Below are 20,002 nucleotides of genomic sequence, written 5' to 3' on the forward strand. Positions count from 1 at the left end.
GCAGCCTCAGGAGAGGCCGCAAACTATTCGGTATTAGCACCGGTTTCCCGGAGTTATCCCGATCTGCAGGGCAGGTTGCCCACGTGTTACTCACCCGTCCGCCGCTGAACCAGTGGAGCAAGCTCCAAAGGTTCCGCTCGACTTGCATGTATTAGGCATGCCGCCAGCGTTCGTCCTGAGCCAGGATCAAACTCTCCATTATAGAGTAGTGTTGATTGCTCAATACTGCTGGCGCATCGCCGTCCGAAGACAAGCGATTCGCTTTGATCTGCACGAATGCTGATCAGTAAGTTAAGTCACGAACCCAAGAAGTTCGAAGGCGGTGCTCCGATCGCCCGAAGGCGACCATCGCAAAAGCCGTTCTCGCGCCAAGGCGCTCGTGACGTCTTTCGTTGACGTTTTGCTGTTCAGTTTTCAAGGTTCAAAATAAATTATGGAGCGGGTGGGGGGAATCGAACCCCCATCATCAGCTTGGAAGGCTGAGGTTTTACCACTAAACTACACCCGCATTAAAATGTATATTATATAGAAGAAATTATGGCGCGCCCGAGAGGACTCGAACCTCTAACCGCTTGATTCGTAGTCAAGTACTCTATCCAATTGAGCTACGGGCGCAATCGGAATACGTTATGGTGCGGCCGAGAAGAGTCGAACTTCCACGGGATTTCTCCCACTAGGCCCTCAACCTAGCGCGTCTGCCATTCCGCCACGACCGCATTGTTTTATTTTAGGGACAAGATATATTATAACCTTTTGCTTTCTGTAAGTCAATGACATTAACTAACTTAATTTCAGCTGTTTAATTAACAATCTGTTCCATCGGGATTAAAATGGCTGGGGTACCTGGATTCGAACCAGGGCATGACGGGATCAAAACCCGTTGCCTTACCGCTTGGCTATACCCCAATAAAAAATGGCGGTCCCGACCGGGATCGAACCGGCGATCTCCTGCGTGACAGGCAGGCATGTTAACCGCTACACCACGGGACCATTTGGTTGCGGGGGCAGGATTTGAACCTGCGACCTCCGGGTTATGAGCCCGACGAGCTACCGAACTGCTCTACCCCGCGATAATAATATATACGAAGATTTTTTATACTCATTGCTTATCGCTGATGACACCTGCATCGCCTTCGGCTGCTTCGGTGTTACTTCGCCGTCTTCGTACGGCTCGTTGCTCTACCCCGCGACAATAATATTTAAAAAATTTTCTTTTAAAGCCCGCATCTGCTTCGGCTTCGCCTGTATCGATGCTACTTCGCCATCTTCGTATGGCTCGTTGCTTCGGTGTTACTTCGCACGCTTCTTACGGCGTCTAACCAGTATAACACTGTCTTCTGCTTAATGCTTGAAGAAATTAAAAATATTATTCAAAGATAGTAAGTTATGTAAAAACAATTTCAAAAATGATGGTGACCCCTACGGGATTCGAACCCGTGTTACCGCCGTGAAAGGGCGGTGTCTTAACCGCTTGACCAAGGGGCCGATATGGCTCCGAAGGTAGGACTCGAACCTACGACCATCGCATTAACAGTGCGGTGCTCTACCACTGAGCTACTTCGGAATAGTACTTCAAGTACTTGTCGACTTTTTCTATTATAAAGAGCTGCCGAAGAATCGTCAACTACTTTTTGATAAATACTTCTTTATTTCATTCTCCGGAAATTTTTAGTCTTAGAACCCAAAAAAGGAGCCTCAAAATTGAGGCTCCTCTCTGCGATCCACGATTATTGTTCAGCGAATATTTTTCGGCAGTTTCCAGATAGCCGCACCCCGAAAATTATTCACGCAGGAGTGACGGGCATTTATTTTATGGCGAGTTTGCCGGCACATCTTCCGCAACGATATTTCTCTGTGTTCATCCGGATCTTTCGAATGTAGTCGGTTTGGCAGGAAACGCATTGATAAATATACCGCTTTGCCGTCTGGCGGTTTTTCTTCGGCTCAATGAGTGAACAGAAGCGCGGGGAATTTGTTTCCTTTAAAAGGTTTCGGAAATCTGCATCGCGATGTTTATACCCTTTGCCTTCCAAATGAAGGTGGTAGTGGCAGAGTTCGTGCTTAATGATGCCTTCTAATTCCTGATAGCCGAATTTTTGGTATGAACCGGGATTGATTTCAATATTATGCGAGCGCAGCATATATCGTCCTCCGGTGGTCCGCAGCCGGGAATTGAAAAGACCTTTATGTTTGAACGGGTTTTTGAATATCGTTTCAGAGATTTCCTTTATTAGTTCCGTCAGTTCGTAATCTGTCATACGGATTCTCCTGTTTCATTATGATAGAAAATGGCCGTCCCGAATTGCAGAACGGCCATTAAGTTAAATCTGTTCTTTCGGCTGAAGCATCGTCAACGCGATCCGCCCTTTGTCTTTTTCCACTTTCTCGACCCAGGCCGTCACGATATCTCCGACAGCCACTACTTCAAGGGGGTGTTTCACAAACCCTTTTTTCAGTTTGGAAATATGGACCAGACCGTCCTGTTTGACGCCAATGTCGACGAACGCACCGAAATCGACGACGTTTCGGACGGTTCCTTGCAGTTCCATCCCCGGCAACAAGTCTTCCATTTTCAAAATGTCACTTTTCAATAAAGGCTGTGGAAACTCATCTCGCGGGTCACGGGAAGGTTTTTTCAACGCATCCAGAATATCCTGCAATGTGATTTCACCGACTTCCAGCTGGCCAGCAAGTTCTTTGATATTCAGAGCGTCGAGTTTTTCGGCTGTTTCCGGCTTTCCGACATCCTTCTTATCTGCACCGACCATATCCAGCAATTTCTCGGCTACTGCGTAGCTTTCCGGGTGAATGCCGGTGGCGTCCAATGGATTCTTTCCTTCCGGAATGCGCAGGAAGCCAATCGCCTGTTCATAGGTTTTCGCGCCTAAGCGCGGAATTTTCTTCAATTGAACCCGTGAAGTGAAACGCCCGTTTTCATCGCGTACTTTGATGACATTTTCAGCTACCGTCTTACTCAGACCTGCAACATACTGCAGCAAGGAAGACGAAGCGGAATTGACATTGACACCCACCTGGTTGACCGCTGTTTCCACAACGAATGTAAGCTGATCTGCCAGTTTTTTCTGGGAGACGTCGTGCTGGTACTGTCCCACCCCAACTGCTTTTGGATCGATTTTCACCAATTCCGAAAGTGGATCCTGCAGGCGACGGGCAATTGATGCTGCACTCCGTTCTTCTACCATAAGGTCGGGAAATTCCGCTCTCGCGACATCCGAGGCTGAGTAAACACTGGCGCCGGCCTCGTTGACAATGACATAGGAGACTCCCTGGGCACTTTCAGAGATGAAATCCGCCACAAATTGTTCCGTTTCGCGTGAAGCGGTTCCGTTGCCGATTGCCATGATTTCAATCGGGTATTTATCAGTCAGGCGTTTCATCGTCTTTTTCGAGCCTGCCTGGTCATTTTTCGGTGCATGGGGATAAATCACGGCAACTTCAAGCAGCTTACCGGTTTCGTCAATGACGGCCAGTTTGCAGCCGGTGCGGTAAGCCGGATCCACACCCAACACCATTTTGTTTTTCATTGGTGGCTGCAGCAAAAGGTTTCGCAGGTTTTCGGAAAAAATATGGATTGCCTGCGTTTCGCCTTTTTCACTGAGTTCGTTTCTGATTTCCCGCTCCACGGAAGGCTGAATCAGGCGCTTGTAGCTGTCTTCGATCGCATTTTCCAAATACGGATTTGAACCACCTGAAGCAGTGATCCATTTTCTTTTCATCAAGGTGATGATGCGGTCGCCAGGTGGAATGATCGTGACTTTCAGAACATTTTCCTTTTCTCCCCGGTTAATGGCCAAAATGCGGTGTGGCACAATTTTTTGTATCGCTTCTTCATATTCATAGTACATTTCGAAAACTTGTTTATCGTCGTCATGGCCTTTTTTCACAGAAGTGGCAATAATGCCGTCTTTCCTTGTCATATATCGGATTTTTTCACGAATGTCGGCATCGTCGGCAAAGGTCTCAGCCAGTATATCCTGTGCACCCTGCAACGCTTCTTCGGCATCGGCCACATTTTCGCTTATGAATTCCGATGCCTTTTTCATCACATCGCTGCTATTACCTTCATACAGCCAATCGGCTAAAGGCTGCAGTCCTTTTTCTTTCGCAATAATGGCTTTCGTGCGGCGCTTCTGTTTGAAGGGCCGGTATAGGTCTTCGATTCGCTGAAGCACAGTGGCTCCCTGAATTTCCTTTTCCAGTTCCGGAGTCAATTTTTCCTGCTCGTTAATTGAGCGGATGATTTCTATTTTACGTTGTTCGAGATTCTGGATATAAGCATAACGGTCATCAATCGATTTGATTTGCACTTCATCAAGAGACCCCGTCGCTTCTTTGCGGTAACGCGCGATAAACGGCACTGTATTGCCATCTTCGATTAAGGCTATGACCTGTGCCACCTGATTTGGGCGCACCCCTGTCTCTTTTGCGATCAGGCTTTGGATTTGCTGTGATTCCATCAAAACACTCTCCTTTAGTTCCAATCCATTTTACCACATTCAGAAAAGCGACGGCGAAAGATGGCCTATGCATTTGAGTCCATCTTTTGCGACGAAGCAGCGCAGCGATACACGGACAGGGACAGAGCAGCCCTTCCCCCGCACAGCCTATAATAGCTATACTTTTTTAACCATAAAAAAAGAAGCCATCTCATTTGAGAAGGCTTCCAGTTATGAATGTCGCATCATCACCTGTTTGAATGGTAGTGAGGATATCATAATATAGTTGTTCAGGCACTCCCGAGCGCCGCATGAGCGCTTTCGGATTGCGCAACTCTACACCATCCGAGTGGATGAGGAATAGATCATCTTCCACATAAGTATAGAGTTGGGTATGCAATTTCTGAGGCCGGCCGGACAGATAGCCCATTACCGGCAGCGGGTAGATCATTTCATCGCTCGCTTTTCGGTAAAGGTAAAATCTTATGTTTCCGACACAGCTGTATTCAAGAGTTTTGCTCCTGAAATCCACTTTGAAGATGGCAACTGCCGCGCCTCTCTTCTGTACCATCAAACCATTGAAACGATTCATCAGACTGTCTATCGATTCGTGATGATGTTCTCTTAAAATTTGCGGAATGACCTGTGACGATTCTCTTGCCACAGGCCCACTTCCGAGACCATCGGCTACCGAGCAAATAAAGTAATCATCCGTCAACACTGTGTGATAACTGTCTCCGGATTCGAAATTGCCTTTTTTTGCTTCGTTGAAGATACAAGCGTCGATATATTGGTGACGGATTTTTTCCACTACGAAACTCCACCCGCCGCTAATATGGCTTCCTGCAACTTTTTGATGGCCTTACGCTGAAGGCGGGATACGTGCATTTGGGAAATACCCAGTTTGTCTCCCGTTTCTTTTTGGCTCAGCTGCTCTATGTAAGTGTATTGGATGATCTGCTTTTCACGTTCGGAAAGCACATTCATCGCATTTGCCACCAACATGCGCTGATCCGCTTTTTCATAACCGTCGTCCTCTTGTCCAACTACGTCAAATAAAGTCACGGTGCTTCCGTCTGAATCGGCCTCCAAAGAATGATCCATGGACAGGGCCTGATAGCTCTTGCCCATCTCCATTGCTTCAAGTACATCGTCCTCTTCTACATCAAGGTATTCAGCGATTTCCCAGACTTGTGGAGAACGCTGGAGCTCGCTCGTCAAAACTTCTACCGTCGCTTTGATCCGCGGTCCCAATTCCTTGATTCGGCGAGGCACATGGATGGCCCAGGTCTTATCACGCAGGAACCGTTTGATTTCACCGATGATTGTCGGCACAGCAAACGCCTCAAAACTGCGTCCAAATGAAGGGTCATAACGTCTGATGGCACCCAACAGCCCAAGCATGCCCACCTGTGCAATGTCTTCGTGGTAAGATTTGCCGTTGGAATACTTCCGGGCAATGGACTCCACGAGACGTTTGTAATTATTTACCAGATGTGTTTGGGCTTCTTCATCTTCATTTTTTTGATAAGCCTCAATCCATTCCAATACCTGCTCTTTGGTAGGCTGATTAGGATGAGATCGTTTCGACATCCTCTTCCACCTGCTCTCCTCCAACATACTTTGTCATGAAGACCGTTACGCCTTCCTGATGATGGACTTTTACTTCATCCATTAATGTTTCGATCAAATAGAGGCCAAGTCCTCCTTCACGAAGAAATTCTCCTTCAGCCTGATCATGGTATGGACCCACTTTCGCCTTCGTTTCTTCAAAATTGAAGCTTTGTCCATGGTCAGCAACCATTATTTCAATTTTATCACCATAAAGAGCGCAGCCGATTACGACTTCGCCGTCTTCCTGATCGCTGTAAGCATGCTGAACTGCATTGGTTACAGCTTCACTGGAAGCAATTTTCAAGTCTTCGATATCGTCATAAGTAAAACCGATTCGGCTTGCCAATCCGGATATTGTCAGGCGTGCAACGCCGACGTATTGGGATTTGGCAGGGACACGCATTTCCACATAATCAAAAGGGCGCATGTTAACTACCACCTTTTCCAGCTGATTCGATATCCATGATATCACCAAGACCAGTAATATCGAACAGTCGTTTTAAACGGGCAGACAGACCACTCAATTTCAAATGCCCACCCTGGGAATTAACTGATTTATAAAAAGCAACAAATACACCAAGCCCGGTACTGTCCATATAATTCACTTCAGAAAGATCGAGCTCAGCATTCAAAGATTCTATGTTTTGATAAGGTTCCAATTTCTCCCGAAGAACCGGCGCAGTATGTGCATCAATTTCCCCGCCAACTTGTCCTTTAAGGACTCCATCCGATTCTTGTAAATCAACTTGAATATTCATCTTTTGACACCCCGTTTTTCTATAATTAGCATAAATTAAAAAAGCCACTGTACGCTTGTTTACCACAACACAATGGCAGCTAAACATACAATCAGACTTTTTTGTAAATCACCAATGTAAAGTCATCGCTCAACTCTGCATTCTGCATACGGACCAATTCATCGTAGACATACTGGACAATCACCTGGGCCGGTTCACCTTTTTTCCGCAGGATTAATTCATTGATTACTTCGCGGTCAATGAAGCCATCCGCGGTACGACCTTCCGTAACTCCGTCCGTCATCATAACGACCATATCATCTTTTTCCAATTTCACTTCTTTTTCTTCATAAGTTGCCATCGGGGAAACTCCAAGAAGCAGCCCTTTTACAGTGAGCTCTTCAAATTCTCCGGTTTCCGCGCGATACAGCATCGCCGGTTCATGGCCAGCGGAGCCATAAGTAAGAATACTGGTTTCAGCTTCATATCTCCCGTAGAACATCGAAACAAACATCGAATCATCGACGCTTTTTTCGACGATCCGGTTGATGGTGTTTAATACTTCCCGCGGGAAAGCCATCGAATCGTTCATACTGTCCATTCCGAATTTAACCATGGACATGCACAGGGCCGCCGGGAGACCTTTGCCGATTACATCGGCTACGGCTATTCCAGCGTGTCCTTTTTTGTCACTGATGAAATAGATATAGTCCCCGTTCATTTTGCGCAAGGGCACAGAAAGCAGGCCGATATCCAATCCGTCGAGTGTCGGCAACGTTGTCTTCAATAAAGTCTCCTGCACATTTGCCGCCAGATCCATTTCCATCCGCAGTTCTTCCTGGCGCTGCAATAAACTTTGACGTTCCTGCAAAGCCAGGCCATAGTTGATCATCATTTCAATCAGGAAGTCGAAAGAATGCCAGACCGTTTCCGGCATGTCTTCATATAATTCCTGCATTGCCGCTTTATGCATGCTGATGACATCTTCCGGGGAAGTATTTTCAGAAATAAGCTGGCGGCTGAAATTTTGGCCGACATACAGATTCTGTTCCGATTGCCGCTGCATGTACTGGTTCAGTATTTCTTTATACTGACTTCCGATTTTTTGAACCATAAAGAATTCCCCCTATCGAAGCCACTTGGTAGCTCTAATGTCTGTCCCTTCACCTAGGGTGGTTTCTATCTTAAAGTCATCCATCAATCTTTTGACTCCGGGCAGGCCTGCGCCAAGTCCGCCAGAAGTGGAGAAGCCATCTTCCATAACTTTTCGGACATCCGGAATTCCAGGACCATTGTCTGCGGCGATTATTAATATGCCATTGATGCCATTCTCTGTCAGACGCTGAATCTCAATCTTTCCCTGTCCAGCATATAAATAGATATTGCGGGCAAGCTCGCTGATTGCCGTCGTAATACGAGCCTGGTCTACTGTACCGAAACCCAATTCTTTTGCCACATTACGGCCTAATTGTCTGGCGGCTACAATATCCCATTCTGTCTGAATTTCCACTGAGGATTGGTTGCTCATTTTTAAGCCTCCAATTCCAATTGAAGTTTATCCAAACCATTTTCCAAATCCAATGCTGTCATGACGTCTTCGAGTCGAATCCCTAATTCGATCAAAGTGATAGCAACGGCCGGTTGAATACCCGTAATAACAACTCGTGCTCCCATTAGGCTTGACATGCTGATGACGTCTCCCAGAACTTTTGCGATGAAAGAATCGATAAAATCAATTGACGTTAAATCGATTACTACGCCCCGGGCACTTGTTTCATGCAATTTAGTCAATAAATCTTCCTGGAACTGTATGGCAGTCTGATCATCCAATTCCCATTGGATGGAAACAATCAATGTATCTCTAAGTTTTAATATCGGTATACGCACATTCATTCTTCATCAACCTCCACAATTTTTCGATTTGTCCAAGCAAGTGCCTGTTCAACGCCGCGCTGCAAGGTGCTCGTTGTGGTGAACTCATTCAGATTAATGCCCAAAGTAACGATGGTTTGGGCAATTTCCGGCCGGATGCCGACAAGCATGCATTTCGCTCCAACCAACCGGACAGCATCTGCAGCCTGAATAATGTGATGGGCGACCATTGTGTCGACCACTGGAACACCGGTGATATCGAGCAATACGACTTCTGCGCGATGTTTTACTACACCCTCCAGAAGATTTTCCATGATTAGACGTGCCCGCTCGGTATCAATGGTTCCTACAAGCGGCATAACCGAAACTTTATCAAAAACCGGAATCAATGAAGCGGAAAGTTCCTGCAATGCAATTTTTTGCAGGCTTACAGTGCGTTCCCAAATTTTCGAGTATGTATCGATGGTGGTGTCGCGGATGGGTGTGATCCATTTATTGAATTCTTCAGCAAAAGCACGCAGATTTTCCTGATTGATCACTTCATCTCTTTCCATGCCGTTAAAGACGATTTCGCCAAAATGATTTATCGCTTTCGTGACAAATGTAATTGACCAGCCATAGCGCACAACTTTTTCGGAAAAATCATTCAGGCGGCTTTCATAAGCCTCGTGGCTTTCCAATAAGTTCGAGGTCATCAATTCCGCGAACTCTTTACTTGTCTGATCCAGCAATTCCGCAGGCATAACTTCAAAAGAACGTTCACCCTTCTCGTTACGCATCTTCTCTTGCCAATTGGTAATAATTTCTGTCATATTTTCTTGAATATATCTGACCATTTGCTTATTCATTACTTAAAGAATCCTCCTTGGGCTCTTACAACTCTCTTTTATCTTCCCTGTTGCAGCTTGAAGTGACTATTTAAAGTACCATATCTTTTATTGTATCGGAAATATGCATTTTGCACATCTTTTTTGTGTCTCGTCCCTTTTTTTGGAAGTTATATTGCAAAAACATCCGAAGAAAGGCTTCTTCGGATGTTTCAGGTGTATGTATACTTAGAACTTTACGAGTCCGACGCTGATTTCGAGAGCCTCATCCACTTTTTCCATTAGAGCTTCATCAAGTTGGGTGATTTTATCCGTCAGCCGGGATTTATCAATCGTCCGCAATTGTTCCAGCAAGATAACCGAGTCCCGTTCAAAGCCATATTTTTTGGCGTCGATTTCGACATGGGTCGGAAGCTTGGCTTTCTGGATTTGAGCCGTAATTGCCGCAATGATGACAGTTGGACTGAACCGGTTTCCTATATCATTTTGAATTACCAGCACCGGTCGGGTTCCACCTTGCTCAGACCCGACCACTGGTGATAACTCCGCAAAAAAAACGTCACCGCGTTTTACAATCAAGTTGTCACCCTCCGCTTACGAGTCGCACGGTCATATGCTCCGCTTCGTACTCAGCATGAGAACATTCACAGGAAATCGACAGATTGATCTGTGACATCTCCACGTAGCCCTTGATCATTGCTTCCCGAATATGATTTGAGTCATACATGTTTTTCATGACACGCTGAGTGGAGACGTAAATATATTCTCCGTCTTCCTGAACCCGTTCATCTGAATGTGTAGTAAGTTCTGAAATCAATTGTTTCGGCAGCTTGACAACTACCTCTTTCGTCTTGGCTCTCTCGTACACAGCTGACACCTCCGGAATACCGTTGTTCTCTCTGTTGTTTTTTCTATATCTTCAATCTTAACATTCTGGATGACGTATGGAAAGACAATTCTCGAAGTTCCTCACCCGCCGGTGTATTCTTTCGGAACACGATTCGTCAGAATACAGGGGATTTCATACGGAATTGTCCCCAGCTTTTCCGCCCAGTCTTCTATCAGGATGGTGTCGCCTTTTTGTGAACCAAGCAATTGCACTTTTTCTCCCACAGGAAACCTTTCCGTCAGCCGGATCATGCACTGGTCCATGCATATACGGCCAACAATCGGCATCCGCTCGCCCTGCACCAGCACTTCCTGTCCCTGAAGGCCGCGAATCAGACCATCCGCATAGCCGATCGGCAAAGTCGCAATCCACTCATCTTTTTCGCACATATACGTCGCGCCGTAACTTAACGTTTCGCCTTTCTTCACTTTCTTGACATGGACGATTTCCGTTTCCAGGCTCATGGCCTGCTGCAATTTGAATGGCATTTCTTTTTTCACATAAGCTGAAGGCGTTATTCCATAAATCGAGATACCGGTTCGCACTGCGTCAAAAGACAATTCCGGGTGGAGAATCGCAGCCGCACTGTTTGATACATGGAAAAGCAAATCCTTGCCCCGCCATTTTTTTCTGATTGTATTGATCTCTTTGACCTGCTTCAGGAATAGAGGGTTTTCCGCTTCATCAGCGGTAGCAAAATGGGTGTAAAGGCCTTCGACCGAAAATGGATGCTGTCCGACAAATCCGAACACCGCTTCAGCTTCTTCCGGCTGAAAACCAATCCGCCGCATGCCGGTATCGAACTTCATATGGATTTTCAAAGAACCCACTTCTCTTTCCAACTCTTCAGCAGCCGCTTCCAACCATTCCATCGAGTAGGCAGTCAGGTTGATATTGTGTTTGATCGCCACTTCAATAAACCGCACCGGTGATGCTCCCATAACCAAAAGTTCGGCCTCAACACCATTTTCCCGCAGATGGATTGCTTCATCCGGCGTCGCCACGGCCAACATCGATGCGCCACTCCTCAGTGCCTGGCGTACAATTTGCAGCACCCCATGACCATAGGCATCTGCTTTCACCACTGCAATCAGCTTTGCGCCTTCCACCCTTTTCTTTAAAAGTTTTATGTTATGGTCAATTGCCGATAAATCAACAATCGCCTTTGTCGGTCTGTAATTTGTCTCCATCGTCCTCCACCGCCTGCATCTTTGATTGTAAAAGGATCTGTGCCGCAGCATATTCCTTAGTGTGTGTTATGGAGATCAGTCCATCTTCTGTCCCCCGGAAAAATACGGAAGGTTTGCCGTTTAGATCTTTTCTGATTTCAATATCATGAAATGCGCACATTTTCCCGATTCCAGTTCCTTTCGCTTTGCCAAAAGCTTCTTTTGCAGCAAAACGGCCAGCAAGGAACTCTGTTTTTCTGTTGGCGGATAAAAGCTCATATTCCACCAATTCGTTGTCGGTCAATACACGTTCGCGAAATTTCGCGGACCTGCCGTCAAGCCGCCGGATCCGGCCAAGCTCAACAATGTCCAAGCCGATTCCCGTAATCATAGAGGTTTCTCCTTTCAATCATAAACAGGAAAAAGGTATAATAGTCAGTATGAAACAGAGGTGACGAAATGTTTATTCGCAGAGAAAGTTTTTCCGAGTATTTACGCTTATATCCTGTCGTATCCACATTGATCGCTATTAATGTTTTGATACATATTTTATCATGGATTCCATTGCTCGGCGCGTATATCTTCAATTATGGCGTCGGCTACAATTTACTGATTGCCGAAGGCGAGTGGTGGCGTTTCATTACGCCGATGTTCCTGCATGCCGGCATCATGCACCTGTTGTTCAATATGTTCTCCTTGTTCCTGTTCGGGCCCGAACTTGAACGTTTGGTCGGCAAAGTGCGCTTTATCACAGTTTATGCATTGGCCGGAATATTTGCGACCATCGCAACTTATTTCCTTCAGCCGCTGGATTACCTGCATGTCGGTGCCAGTGGGGCAATCTTCGGTGTGTTCGGTGCTTACGGTGCATTATTGTATTACGGCGGGCGCGCATTGCCGCAATTAAAACAGATCATTCTACCAATACTCGCCATCAGCGTCGTCTTAACTTTCCTGACGCCGAACATCAACGTTACGGCGCATATCGCAGGGCTGATCACCGGCTTCCTGGTCGGACTCGGCTTCTTTCACCCGAAACGCATTGTCAGCTGGAAAAACAGAAGATAAGGAAAAAGGTCAGCCGGATTTACTCCGGCTGACCTTTTTGTTTGGCTGTAACTGGTGCTGGGTGATACCAGTCGAGAATGCGGCTGGCATCTTCTTTTTCCATATAATTGATGCGGGCAGAGTATCCGAGCATACCTGATTTAATCGTTGCCTCTATTGAGGCCAGATCTCTTCGCCGCTGGAAATAAGTCTGCAGCACATTAACTGCCTGCACGCGTTTTTTCCAGACGTAGAAAGTATGCTTGCTGAACCCTCTGAATTCCATGGTCAGCTGACGTCCGATGAGCGCATAGCCCGTGGTCCGGTGCTGCCAGACACCTATCGCGATAACCGGCGGCACAATCAGCAGTGACAACAGTCCATAAGGAAAGAAGTAATAACTCAGGACACCGATCAACGGCAGCATCCAAAGGAAGTCAAGGCGGTAGTAAAAATGGACGCTTCTTTTCGGAGCTTTTACCAGTTCCGGCTGAAATTCCATTTCCGGGAACAATTCCTCCAGAACCGGAAGCATGCGATCGTTCTTGACCAATGGAAACAAGCGGATTTTCTCATCTTTCCCACCCATCGAACCGCCTGCGCTTTCAACTGTCACTACGCCGTAGCCGAATAATTCCCGCAGCGGATTCCGGGAAACTTTCACTCCCTGGATCCGTTTGAATGGTACCGAGACTTTTTTCTTCTCGAGGAGCCCTCTGGTGATGTAAATATGGTCTTTATCCACCTGGATGGTGAACTGGTAATTCGCAAGGAGCGTCAAGATCACAGAAATAATCCATGCAATCAGAAGACCGGCGAACACCGCGAGCGCAACAATGAGATAACCGAAACGCAGGAACAGTATGACTTCTTCGTAGATGGTTTCATAGGGGATCAGATCGCTGAACTGGGATAAGAAAACAGCCACAGCCGATATGACGACACCTATCCCGCCCGAAGTCGTCGCCAGGATCAACAATTCCTTCATCGACATGCGGTACAGTGTTTTCAGTTCCTTTTTCTCAGGAACTGCATTTTCATCAACTTGCTCATGTTGGACTTCCAACGGTCCCATGACCGGTATCGCACGGTGTTTCGCGTTTTCTATTTCGGTCTCGATGCGGTCTGCGTCCACTCTTTTGATCGCCGTCAATTCCGCTTCCGCTTCACCGGCTTTGCCGGAGCCGGCAGTTTCAACGCGCACCTTTACAAGGTTGAGCGGACGGTGGAAAATTCCTTCAGTGTAATTAAGACTTTGAATTCGCTCAAAAGGTATGTATCTCTTCTTTTTTATAAAAAGACCATACTCAATGCGCAACTCGCCGTCTTCAAACCAGTAGACAAACCTTTTCCACTTGATGATCCCGACAACCAATGAAAACAACACTACGACCAGACCGATCAGTAAGGGCAAAAGGCCGGTCCACCCTTGGCTGAACATAGCGCCGACGCCGCCGTCCCTGAAAATATTGACACCGAAAATCACGATAAACGGAATGATCAACTCTTTCAGGCTTTTCATGAAATTTATAAAAGCGGATACGGGATGCAGTTTATAGCGCATATCAGACATCGTCTTCCGCCACCCTTGCCAATGCCGAAATCATGCCTCTCAGTTCATCTGCTTCAGAAGTGATTAATGCAGGTATGGTATGAGTGGTCGCTGCAGTCGATATGGAAATTTCAGCCAGGTCATAACGACGTAAAATCGGTCCCTGTTCCGTATCGACGTGCTGCACCCGGACCATGGGAACCAATGTACGGGTCACAATAAAGAGGCCGTACTGCAGCTCGATTTCCTGTTCTCTTACCTCATAGCGCCAGCGCTGCCAACGAATTTTCGGAAACAGGTAAATCAGTAAAAATGCGAATAACAAGAGCGCCCCCGCATAGACGGCATACAGCCATACGGGCCATCCAAAGAAATAGGTGAGTGCAGCTACGCCCCCCACCAGCAAAGTGAGGACAAAAGTTTCAATCATTCCGTAGAGCCTCCATACTGTTAACCCTTTTCTTGAGATTTTGTTTTTCGGCTGATCATTCATATCCGTCTCCCCATTCCGTTGTTCTTACTCTCAGTGTTTCATATTCTACTATACGATTCAATAGCCGGAATGTTCCGGCAGCCCAGTATTTTATAAAGAAAAGCAGATAGTCGGGGTAGCCCATATTTACTCCCATAAAAAAATAGCCCGCCGGCAGTTTCCTGCCGGCGGGCTATTTGGTCAAGTCTTATTAAGATTCGTGACGGCGAGTGCGTCCTGGACGCCCTCCACCGCTTGCTCCGCTGCCGCTTTCGCGACGACGGGTTGCGCCTGAGCTTGCACCCTTGCTTGCTGGACGGCCTGAGCCTGAAGAACGGTTGCCTTTATAACCGCCGCCTCCACTGCTGCGTCCGCCGCTTCCGCCTTTACCTTTATATCCGCCGCCTCCGCGTGATGGCAATGGACGCTCTTCGGAAATTGAGACTGGAACGTCTTCCGGTTCTTTCGTCATCGTTTTAAGAGCTGCTGCAATCAAATCGACCGCATCATGCTGATCAAGCATTTGCGCCGCGAATTCGCGATAGTCGCCAAGATTGTTTTTCTCTGTCATTTCAAGCAATTGTTCCATTGCGACACGTTTTTGGCCAAGTACGGCTTCATCAGCAGTCGGTGGAGTCAGTGCTTCCATTTTTTTCTTTGTAGTACGTTCAACGATAGCCAAGTAGCTCATTTCACGTGGTGTTACAAACGTGACTGCGACTCCTTTTTTACCTGCGCGGCCAGTACGGCCGATGCGGTGAACATAGCTTTCCGGATCCTGAGGAATATCAAAGTTGTAAACATGTGATACGCCTGAGATATCAAGACCACGAGCAGCTACATCTGTTGCAACCAAAATATCGACTTTGCCTGCTTTAAATTGCTTCAAAACTGACATACGTTTTGCCTGGCTCAAGTCACCATGAATTCCTTCAGCTACATAGCCGCGGATATTCAAAGCTTTCGCCAATTCGTCAACCCGGCGTTTTGTGCGTCCGAAAATGATTGCCAGTTCCGGCTGCTGCACATTCAAAAGACGTGAAAGAACATCGAATTTTTCGCGTTCAACAGACTTAACATAGAATTGCTCAATGTTTTCAACAGTCATTTCTTTTGATTTGATTTTAACGATTTCAGGAGTCTTCATGAATTTCTCTGCAATTTTGCGGATAGCATCCGGCATAGTTGCTGAGAACAACAATGTCTGGCGAGTATCTGGTACGCTCGACATAATTGTCTGGATGTCTTCGATGAAGCCCATGTTCAACATTTCGTCGGCTTCGTCAAGGATCAACGTGTTGACGTTGTCCAATTTAAGCGTACGGCGGTTGATATGATCCAAAAGACGTCCTGGTGTTCCAACGATGATTTGTGGGCGGTTTTTAAGCGCACGGATTTGACGGCTGATTTCCTGGCCTCCGTAAACTGAAAGAATGCGCACATTTTTATCCTGGCCCAGTCTGTACAATTCTTCTGAAACCTGAATTGCCAATTCGCGGGTTGGCGCGATGATCAATCCTTGTACGTTGCCGTCTTTAGTGTCGATTTTTTCAATCAACGGAATACCGAATGCAGTTGTTTTACCAGTTCCCGTTTGGGCTTGTCCGATAATGTCCTTGCCTTCCATACCTAGACGGATTGTACCTTCTTGAATCGGTGTTGCTTCTTCAAACCCCATACGTTTTACGGACTTTAAAGTTGTTTCGCTGATATTTAACTCTGAAAATTTTACCAAATTTTTTCAATCTCCTTTTGTCTTCATCTTATTTACAAATGGTGTACATTTTAGATGAAATAGCGACAAGGTCGAGCCTTTATGAGGAAGTTTCACGTCGAAAATCATACTCTGTAGTTTTAAGTTCAGAGGGATGTGTGAACAGAAAAAGCTCGGGCGTTGCCGAGCGGTCTGATCGGCGGGTTTTGATGCCCTATAAGTAGAACAAACCGTTTTGCTCAAAAAAATACTCTTCACAGGGAAGAGTGCTTCAAAAATGTATCCATTGCTCTAGATAGAATAACATGCTTCAGAACTACTTGCAATCAATACGCAAAGGTTCCATTAATCAGTTTATTCATCTCCATCAGCCATAAAAGCCAGGACATGCGTGAACCAATCATCACAGTCATCGCTGTAGCAGATCAGATGCGGACCGTTGTCGGAATGATAAATTTCCTTTTCTATCGAACCGAGTTGATTGTAAATATGGTCTGCGGCCGTGACCGGCACAATGCTGTCTTTTTTCCCCTGAACAATGTAGACAGGGAGCGTCAACTTATCATAATAAGGTTCGACCATTTTGACCACACGCAAAAATTCAATAGCCGAACTGATTGGTGTATTTAATAATTTGTATTCGTACAAATGGAACAGAGGATTTTGCGCAAGCCGCCTCTTTACTGCATCCGTCGCGGCATTCCGGACTTCCTCCAGCATCTGCCCGGCGCTGATGTATTTGACGGCAGCGCTCAACAGCACCAATTTCTCGATTTTATAACGCATCGCCAGATACATGGCAATCAGGCCGCCCATGGAAAAGCCGACGATGATTACACGGTCCACCTGCTTTTTCAATTCCTTCAATGCAAGCTCGGCGGCCATCATCCACGACTCCGCGGACTTGTTCTTCAAGTCCAGGCTTTCGCCGTGACCTGGCAGCGTAGGGATTTTGACCAGCCAATCCGTTTTTTCTTCTATATAATCCGCAAACGGCTGCACTTCGAAAGGACCTCCGGTAAAGCCGTGGATCATTAAAACTCCAGTTTTCAAAGTGCTACCTTCTTTCAATCAGTTCTCGATAAAAGGTTCGATGATGTTCTCAAGCGCCATTCCGCGGGAACCCTTCACCAGAATGACGGATTTTGCAGAAATCGATGTCTCAAGAAAATCAATGATCGGACGATAATCATCTCTGCTCCAGATCAGTTTCCCTTCATACGTTTCCTGAAGTTTTGTATAAAGCCATTCCATTTTTGGACCATACAGGCAAACACCGTTGATCTCCGAATTGATGGATTGTGCGATTTCCTCATGATAAGCGCGTTCCTGTTCGCCAAGTTCCAGCATGTCACCAAGAACAACCCATTTATCTTCTTTCATCGTTGTCTCACGGATAAAGTTCAAAGCTGCCTTCATGGAAGAAGGTGCCGCATTATAGGCATCGTTGATGAACATTGCCCCACCTTTTGCATGGACCATCTGCATCCGCATGTCAGTCAGGGCAGCTTCTTTCAAAGATTTCCGGATTTCTTCCTCCGTCAACCCGGCTTCAAGTGCAATCAATATTGCCGGCAGGGTATTTTTCACCTGGTGGTCACCGAGCACAGGAATCGTGAACGTCGCATCTATGATGCCGCTGACCATGAATGTGCTGCCATTCTCCGTGGCGCGGATATCGGTCACGGTCATTTCGTTATTATCGTCGAAACCGAAAGAAACCGCCTGCGGGAAGTCTTCGACATAAGGTTTCAGCAACGGCTCGTCGCCGTCATAGAACAATTTCCCGTAGGTTTCAAGGCCCGCGGTAATTTCGAACTTCGCCCGGGCAATCCCTTCACGGGAGCCGAGGTCCTGCATGTGCGCTTCACCGATATTGGTGATGACTGCATAATCCGGACGTGCCAATTCCGACAGAAATTCGATTTGGCCATATCCGCTCATGCCCATTTCCAGCACAGCAAATTTCGTATCTTCATCCAGGGAAAGAATAGTCAGCGGCATGCCCAATTCATTGTTGAAATTGCCCTGTGTTTTTTGCACCTTGAAATAAGGCTTCAAGACACTGGCCACCAGATCTTTGGTGGAAGTCTTGCCATTTGAACCTGTAATGCCGATAACCGTTGTCGCCAGTTCATCACGGTATGCGCGCGCCATTTGCTGCAGCGCCTTTTGGCAATCGTCCACCATCAGAATCGGCAGGTCATCCGGAGGCGATGGCTCATCCCGCTGCCACAAGGCGGCCGCCGCTCCCGCTTCGATCGCGTGGCGAACGTACAAATGGCCATTAACTTTTTCACCTCGGAAAGGCACAAAAAGGTCACCCTTCTGAAGCGTGCGGGTATTGATGGAAACTCCAGTGATTTCAATATCTTTTAAATTCGTTTTTACATTCAGCCATTTGGCTACTTGCTCAATCGTTTTTTTCATCCCTTTTCTCCACTCAATCCATTTTTACTTGCAATAATTGTTTATCCTCGTAGCGTTCAGTGGCAAGGTCAATCAGTTTTTCAATCAGTTCCGGATAAGCCACCCCTGTATTTTCCCATAATAACGGAAACATGCTGTAAGGTGTGAAACCAGGCAGCGTATTCACTTCATTGATCAGGATTTCGTTGTCCGCCGTTACAAAAAAGTCGGCGCGGACCAATCCGGAGCAATCGAGAACTTTAAACGCTTTTTTCGCTGATTCCACCAGCTCCGCATAAACTGTGTCCGTCAGTTCAGCCGGAATAATCATAGCCGTATTGCCATCTTTATACTTCGCCTGATAATCGTAGAATGCTTTCAAGGGTTTGATCTCGCCTGCCACCGAACATTCCGGCGAGTCATTGCCGAGCACGCCGATTTCAATTTCACGGGCATTGACTCCTTGCTCGACCACGATTTTGCGGTCAAATTTCAAAGCCTCATTCACTGCGGCGATCAGTTCATCTTCGTTTTCAGCCTTATTGATGCCGACGCTGGACCCCAGGTTTGCGGGTTTGACGAATACCGGCCATTGTAACTCGGAGGCGATTTTGCGCACCAATTCCGACTGCCGGTTCTTCCAATCTCTTCTTATAAAATACACATAAGGTGTTTGGTTCAATCCGGCAATCTTAAATAATTGCTTCATGACGACTTTGTCCATACCGGCCGACGAAGCCAATACACCATTCCCGACATACGGAAGGTTCATGACTTCCAGCAATCCCTGTACAGTGCCATCTTCCCCGTTCGGTCCGTGAAGCAACGGAATGATGACATCGAGGCCATTTTCCTGCTCTGCAGGAAGAAAACCGGAAATATCATTGGGTGCGGAGTTTCCTTGTCCAAGCTGCAATTGTTCAATGCTGCCGGCAGGGCCCTCAAGAGACGCGCCTTTCCGCCATTCCCCCTCCTGGGTGATATAAACCGGATATACTTCATATTTATCAAAATTCAAGGCTTTCGTAACTGCCTGTGCTGTTGAAAGGGAAACTTCATGCTCTGCGGATTTCCCGCCATATAACAAACCGATTCTTTTTTTCATCCCAATAACCTCATTTCGTTTTCCAATATGCTTTAGTTTATCACGAACCCGATTAGACGAAAAATCTTTTCCTGCAGGGAAAGGTAAATCACTCCTTATTCCAATTGAAAAAGCTGCCGGTTTTTCCGGCAGCCCGAG

21 protein-coding genes, 8 tRNA genes and 1 rRNA gene are annotated in these 20,002 nt (G+C 46.6%); 1 reads left to right on the forward strand and 29 read right to left on the reverse strand.

Annotated features, from left to right (window positions below; translation table 11 throughout):
• The 23 genes from DIJ65_RS10090 to acpS form a co-directional block, all read right to left on the reverse strand.
• A 16S ribosomal RNA gene (locus DIJ65_RS10090) occupies positions 1 to 202 on the reverse strand; the annotation flags it as partial.
• A gap of 232 nt (positions 203 to 434) precedes the next feature.
• Positions 435 to 508: transfer RNA gene (locus tag DIJ65_RS10095), tRNA-Gly, on the reverse strand.
• Positions 509 to 538: 30 nt separating this feature from the next.
• A tRNA-Arg gene (locus tag DIJ65_RS10100) sits at positions 539 to 615 on the reverse strand.
• A 15-nt stretch (positions 616 to 630) separates the two neighbouring features.
• A tRNA-Leu gene (locus tag DIJ65_RS10105) sits at positions 631 to 716 on the reverse strand.
• A 115-nt stretch (positions 717 to 831) separates the two neighbouring features.
• Positions 832 to 906 (reverse strand) — tRNA-Gln (locus DIJ65_RS10110).
• An 8-nt stretch (positions 907 to 914) separates the two neighbouring features.
• A tRNA-Asp gene (locus DIJ65_RS10115) sits at positions 915 to 990 on the reverse strand.
• Between the two features lie 3 nt (positions 991 to 993).
• Positions 994 to 1,070, reverse strand: a tRNA-Met gene (locus DIJ65_RS10120).
• 340 nt (positions 1,071 to 1,410) lie between these two features.
• Positions 1,411 to 1,485 (reverse strand) — tRNA-Glu (locus tag DIJ65_RS10125).
• Positions 1,486 to 1,489: 4 nt separating this feature from the next.
• Positions 1,490 to 1,564: transfer RNA gene (locus DIJ65_RS10130), tRNA-Asn, on the reverse strand.
• A 241-nt stretch (positions 1,565 to 1,805) separates the two neighbouring features.
• Positions 1,806 to 2,258 (reverse strand): SprT family protein, encoded by a 453-nt coding sequence (locus DIJ65_RS10135; protein ID WP_117301875.1) that lies wholly within the window; start codon positions 2,256 to 2,258, stop codon positions 1,806 to 1,808.
• Between the two features lie 63 nt (positions 2,259 to 2,321).
• Positions 2,322 to 4,478, reverse strand: coding sequence for a Tex family protein (locus DIJ65_RS10140; RefSeq protein ID WP_117301877.1), 2,157 nt, complete (start codon positions 4,476 to 4,478; stop codon positions 2,322 to 2,324).
• A gap of 190 nt (positions 4,479 to 4,668) precedes the next feature.
• On the reverse strand, positions 4,669 to 5,268 hold the full coding sequence (locus tag DIJ65_RS10145) for a PP2C family serine/threonine-protein phosphatase (protein WP_071152222.1): 600 nt from the start codon (positions 5,266 to 5,268) through the stop codon (positions 4,669 to 4,671).
• A complete protein-coding gene (gene sigB / locus DIJ65_RS10150; RefSeq protein ID WP_084243024.1) occupies positions 5,268 to 6,050 on the reverse strand; it encodes an RNA polymerase sigma factor SigB in 783 nt (260 codons plus the stop codon). Before sigB ends, DIJ65_RS10145 begins: the two co-directional genes overlap by 1 nt.
• Positions 6,028 to 6,498 (reverse strand): anti-sigma B factor RsbW, encoded by a 471-nt coding sequence (gene rsbW, locus DIJ65_RS10155; protein ID WP_071152221.1) that lies wholly within the window; start codon positions 6,496 to 6,498, stop codon positions 6,028 to 6,030. The genes sigB and rsbW overlap by 23 nt, the downstream gene beginning before the upstream one ends.
• A gap of 1 nt (position 6,499) precedes the next feature.
• Entirely contained in the window at positions 6,500 to 6,829 is a 330-nt protein-coding gene (locus DIJ65_RS10160; RefSeq protein ID WP_071152220.1) for an anti-sigma factor antagonist, read from the reverse strand.
• Positions 6,830 to 6,920: 91 nt separating this feature from the next.
• Entirely contained in the window at positions 6,921 to 7,922 is a 1,002-nt protein-coding gene (locus DIJ65_RS10165; protein WP_071152219.1) for a PP2C family protein-serine/threonine phosphatase, read from the reverse strand.
• Between the two features lie 12 nt (positions 7,923 to 7,934).
• On the reverse strand, positions 7,935 to 8,336 hold the full coding sequence (locus DIJ65_RS10170) for an anti-sigma regulatory factor (RefSeq protein WP_071152218.1): 402 nt from the start codon (positions 8,334 to 8,336) through the stop codon (positions 7,935 to 7,937).
• A gap of 2 nt (positions 8,337 to 8,338) precedes the next feature.
• A complete protein-coding gene (locus DIJ65_RS10175) occupies positions 8,339 to 8,701 on the reverse strand; it encodes an STAS domain-containing protein (RefSeq protein ID WP_071152217.1) in 363 nt (120 codons plus the stop codon).
• Positions 8,698 to 9,528 (reverse strand): RsbT co-antagonist protein RsbRA, encoded by an 831-nt coding sequence (locus DIJ65_RS10180; RefSeq protein ID WP_071152216.1) that lies wholly within the window; start codon positions 9,526 to 9,528, stop codon positions 8,698 to 8,700. The genes DIJ65_RS10175 and DIJ65_RS10180 overlap by 4 nt, the downstream gene beginning before the upstream one ends.
• A gap of 207 nt (positions 9,529 to 9,735) precedes the next feature.
• Entirely contained in the window at positions 9,736 to 10,086 is a 351-nt protein-coding gene (locus tag DIJ65_RS10185) for a type II toxin-antitoxin system PemK/MazF family toxin (protein ID WP_033543552.1), read from the reverse strand.
• Positions 10,087 to 10,090: 4 nt separating this feature from the next.
• Positions 10,091 to 10,375 carry a transcriptional regulator gene (locus DIJ65_RS10190; protein WP_071152215.1) on the reverse strand — a complete coding sequence of 95 codons (285 nt, stop codon included), beginning with the start codon at positions 10,373 to 10,375 and terminating at the stop codon, positions 10,091 to 10,093.
• 101 nt (positions 10,376 to 10,476) lie between these two features.
• Positions 10,477 to 11,586 (reverse strand): alanine racemase, encoded by a 1,110-nt coding sequence (alr, locus tag DIJ65_RS10195; RefSeq protein WP_071152214.1) that lies wholly within the window; start codon positions 11,584 to 11,586, stop codon positions 10,477 to 10,479.
• Positions 11,549 to 11,956 carry a holo-ACP synthase gene (acpS, locus tag DIJ65_RS10200; protein ID WP_071152213.1) on the reverse strand — a complete coding sequence of 136 codons (408 nt, stop codon included), beginning with the start codon at positions 11,954 to 11,956 and terminating at the stop codon, positions 11,549 to 11,551. The genes alr and acpS overlap by 38 nt, the downstream gene beginning before the upstream one ends.
• A 68-nt stretch (positions 11,957 to 12,024) precedes the next feature.
• On the opposite strand from acpS, the gene DIJ65_RS10205 reads away from it, so the two are divergent.
• Complete coding sequence (locus DIJ65_RS10205) at positions 12,025 to 12,633, forward strand: rhomboid family intramembrane serine protease (protein ID WP_071152212.1); 609 nt, start codon at positions 12,025 to 12,027, stop codon at positions 12,631 to 12,633.
• Positions 12,634 to 12,652: 19 nt separating this feature from the next.
• On the opposite strand, the gene DIJ65_RS10210 is transcribed toward DIJ65_RS10205, so the two are convergent.
• The 6 genes from DIJ65_RS10210 to DIJ65_RS10235 all read right to left on the reverse strand — a co-directional run bounded on the left by DIJ65_RS10210 (position 12,653) and on the right by DIJ65_RS10235 (position 19,864).
• Positions 12,653 to 14,185 carry a PH domain-containing protein gene (locus DIJ65_RS10210; RefSeq protein WP_071152211.1) on the reverse strand — a complete coding sequence of 511 codons (1,533 nt, stop codon included), beginning with the start codon at positions 14,183 to 14,185 and terminating at the stop codon, positions 12,653 to 12,655.
• On the reverse strand, positions 14,178 to 14,657 hold the full coding sequence (locus DIJ65_RS10215) for a PH domain-containing protein (RefSeq protein ID WP_071152210.1): 480 nt from the start codon (positions 14,655 to 14,657) through the stop codon (positions 14,178 to 14,180). The genes DIJ65_RS10210 and DIJ65_RS10215 overlap by 8 nt, the downstream gene beginning before the upstream one ends.
• A gap of 190 nt (positions 14,658 to 14,847) precedes the next feature.
• Entirely contained in the window at positions 14,848 to 16,371 is a 1,524-nt protein-coding gene (locus DIJ65_RS10220) for a degradosome RNA helicase CshA (RefSeq protein ID WP_117301879.1), read from the reverse strand.
• A gap of 333 nt (positions 16,372 to 16,704) precedes the next feature.
• Positions 16,705 to 17,403 (reverse strand): alpha/beta hydrolase, encoded by a 699-nt coding sequence (locus DIJ65_RS10225; RefSeq protein WP_071152209.1) that lies wholly within the window; start codon positions 17,401 to 17,403, stop codon positions 16,705 to 16,707.
• A gap of 18 nt (positions 17,404 to 17,421) precedes the next feature.
• Positions 17,422 to 18,780 carry a UDP-N-acetylmuramoyl-tripeptide--D-alanyl-D-alanine ligase gene (locus DIJ65_RS10230; protein WP_117301881.1) on the reverse strand — a complete coding sequence of 453 codons (1,359 nt, stop codon included), beginning with the start codon at positions 18,778 to 18,780 and terminating at the stop codon, positions 17,422 to 17,424.
• 13 nt (positions 18,781 to 18,793) lie between these two features.
• Positions 18,794 to 19,864, reverse strand: coding sequence for a D-alanine--D-alanine ligase (locus DIJ65_RS10235; protein ID WP_117301883.1), 1,071 nt, complete (start codon positions 19,862 to 19,864; stop codon positions 18,794 to 18,796).
• Between the last annotated feature and the right edge of the window lie 138 nt (positions 19,865 to 20,002).

The organism is Planococcus salinarum (assembly GCF_007004625.1).
In the GTDB taxonomy this organism is placed as follows: domain Bacteria; phylum Bacillota; class Bacilli; order Bacillales_A; family Planococcaceae; genus Planococcus; species Planococcus salinarum.

What these genes read in the sequence shown, in the direction of transcription:
- DIJ65_RS10135 (WP_117301875.1), bottom strand. Translation starts at nt 2,258, where the DNA reads ATGACAGATTACGAACTGACGGAACTAATAAAGGAAATCTCTGAAACG.
- DIJ65_RS10140 (WP_117301877.1), bottom strand. Translation starts at nt 4,478, where the DNA reads ATGGAATCACAGCAAATCCAAAGCCTGATCGCAAAAGAGACAGGGGTG.
- sigB (WP_084243024.1), bottom strand. Translation starts at nt 6,050, where the DNA reads ATGTCGAAACGATCTCATCCTAATCAGCCTACCAAAGAGCAGGTATTG.
- rsbW (WP_071152221.1), bottom strand. Translation starts at nt 6,498, where the DNA reads ATGCGCCCTTTTGATTATGTGGAAATGCGTGTCCCTGCCAAATCCCAA.
- DIJ65_RS10160 (WP_071152220.1), bottom strand. Translation starts at nt 6,829, where the DNA reads ATGAATATTCAAGTTGATTTACAAGAATCGGATGGAGTCCTTAAAGGA.
- DIJ65_RS10165 (WP_071152219.1), bottom strand. Translation starts at nt 7,922, where the DNA reads ATGGTTCAAAAAATCGGAAGTCAGTATAAAGAAATACTGAACCAGTAC.
- DIJ65_RS10170 (WP_071152218.1), bottom strand. Translation starts at nt 8,336, where the DNA reads ATGAGCAACCAATCCTCAGTGGAAATTCAGACAGAATGGGATATTGTA.
- DIJ65_RS10175 (WP_071152217.1), bottom strand. Translation starts at nt 8,701, where the DNA reads ATGAATGTGCGTATACCGATATTAAAACTTAGAGATACATTGATTGTT.
- DIJ65_RS10180 (WP_071152216.1), bottom strand. Translation starts at nt 9,528, where the DNA reads ATGAATAAGCAAATGGTCAGATATATTCAAGAAAATATGACAGAAATT.
- alr (WP_071152214.1), bottom strand. Translation starts at nt 11,586, where the DNA reads ATGGAGACAAATTACAGACCGACAAAGGCGATTGTTGATTTATCGGCA.
- acpS (WP_071152213.1), bottom strand. Translation starts at nt 11,956, where the DNA reads ATGATTACGGGAATCGGCTTGGACATTGTTGAGCTTGGCCGGATCCGG.
- DIJ65_RS10205 (WP_071152212.1), top strand. Translation starts at nt 12,025, where the DNA reads ATGTTTATTCGCAGAGAAAGTTTTTCCGAGTATTTACGCTTATATCCT.
- DIJ65_RS10210 (WP_071152211.1), bottom strand. Translation starts at nt 14,185, where the DNA reads ATGTCTGATATGCGCTATAAACTGCATCCCGTATCCGCTTTTATAAAT.
- DIJ65_RS10215 (WP_071152210.1), bottom strand. Translation starts at nt 14,657, where the DNA reads ATGAATGATCAGCCGAAAAACAAAATCTCAAGAAAAGGGTTAACAGTA.
- DIJ65_RS10230 (WP_117301881.1), bottom strand. Translation starts at nt 18,780, where the DNA reads ATGAAAAAAACGATTGAGCAAGTAGCCAAATGGCTGAATGTAAAAACG.
- DIJ65_RS10235 (WP_117301883.1), bottom strand. Translation starts at nt 19,864, where the DNA reads ATGAAAAAAAGAATCGGTTTGTTATATGGCGGGAAATCCGCAGAGCAT.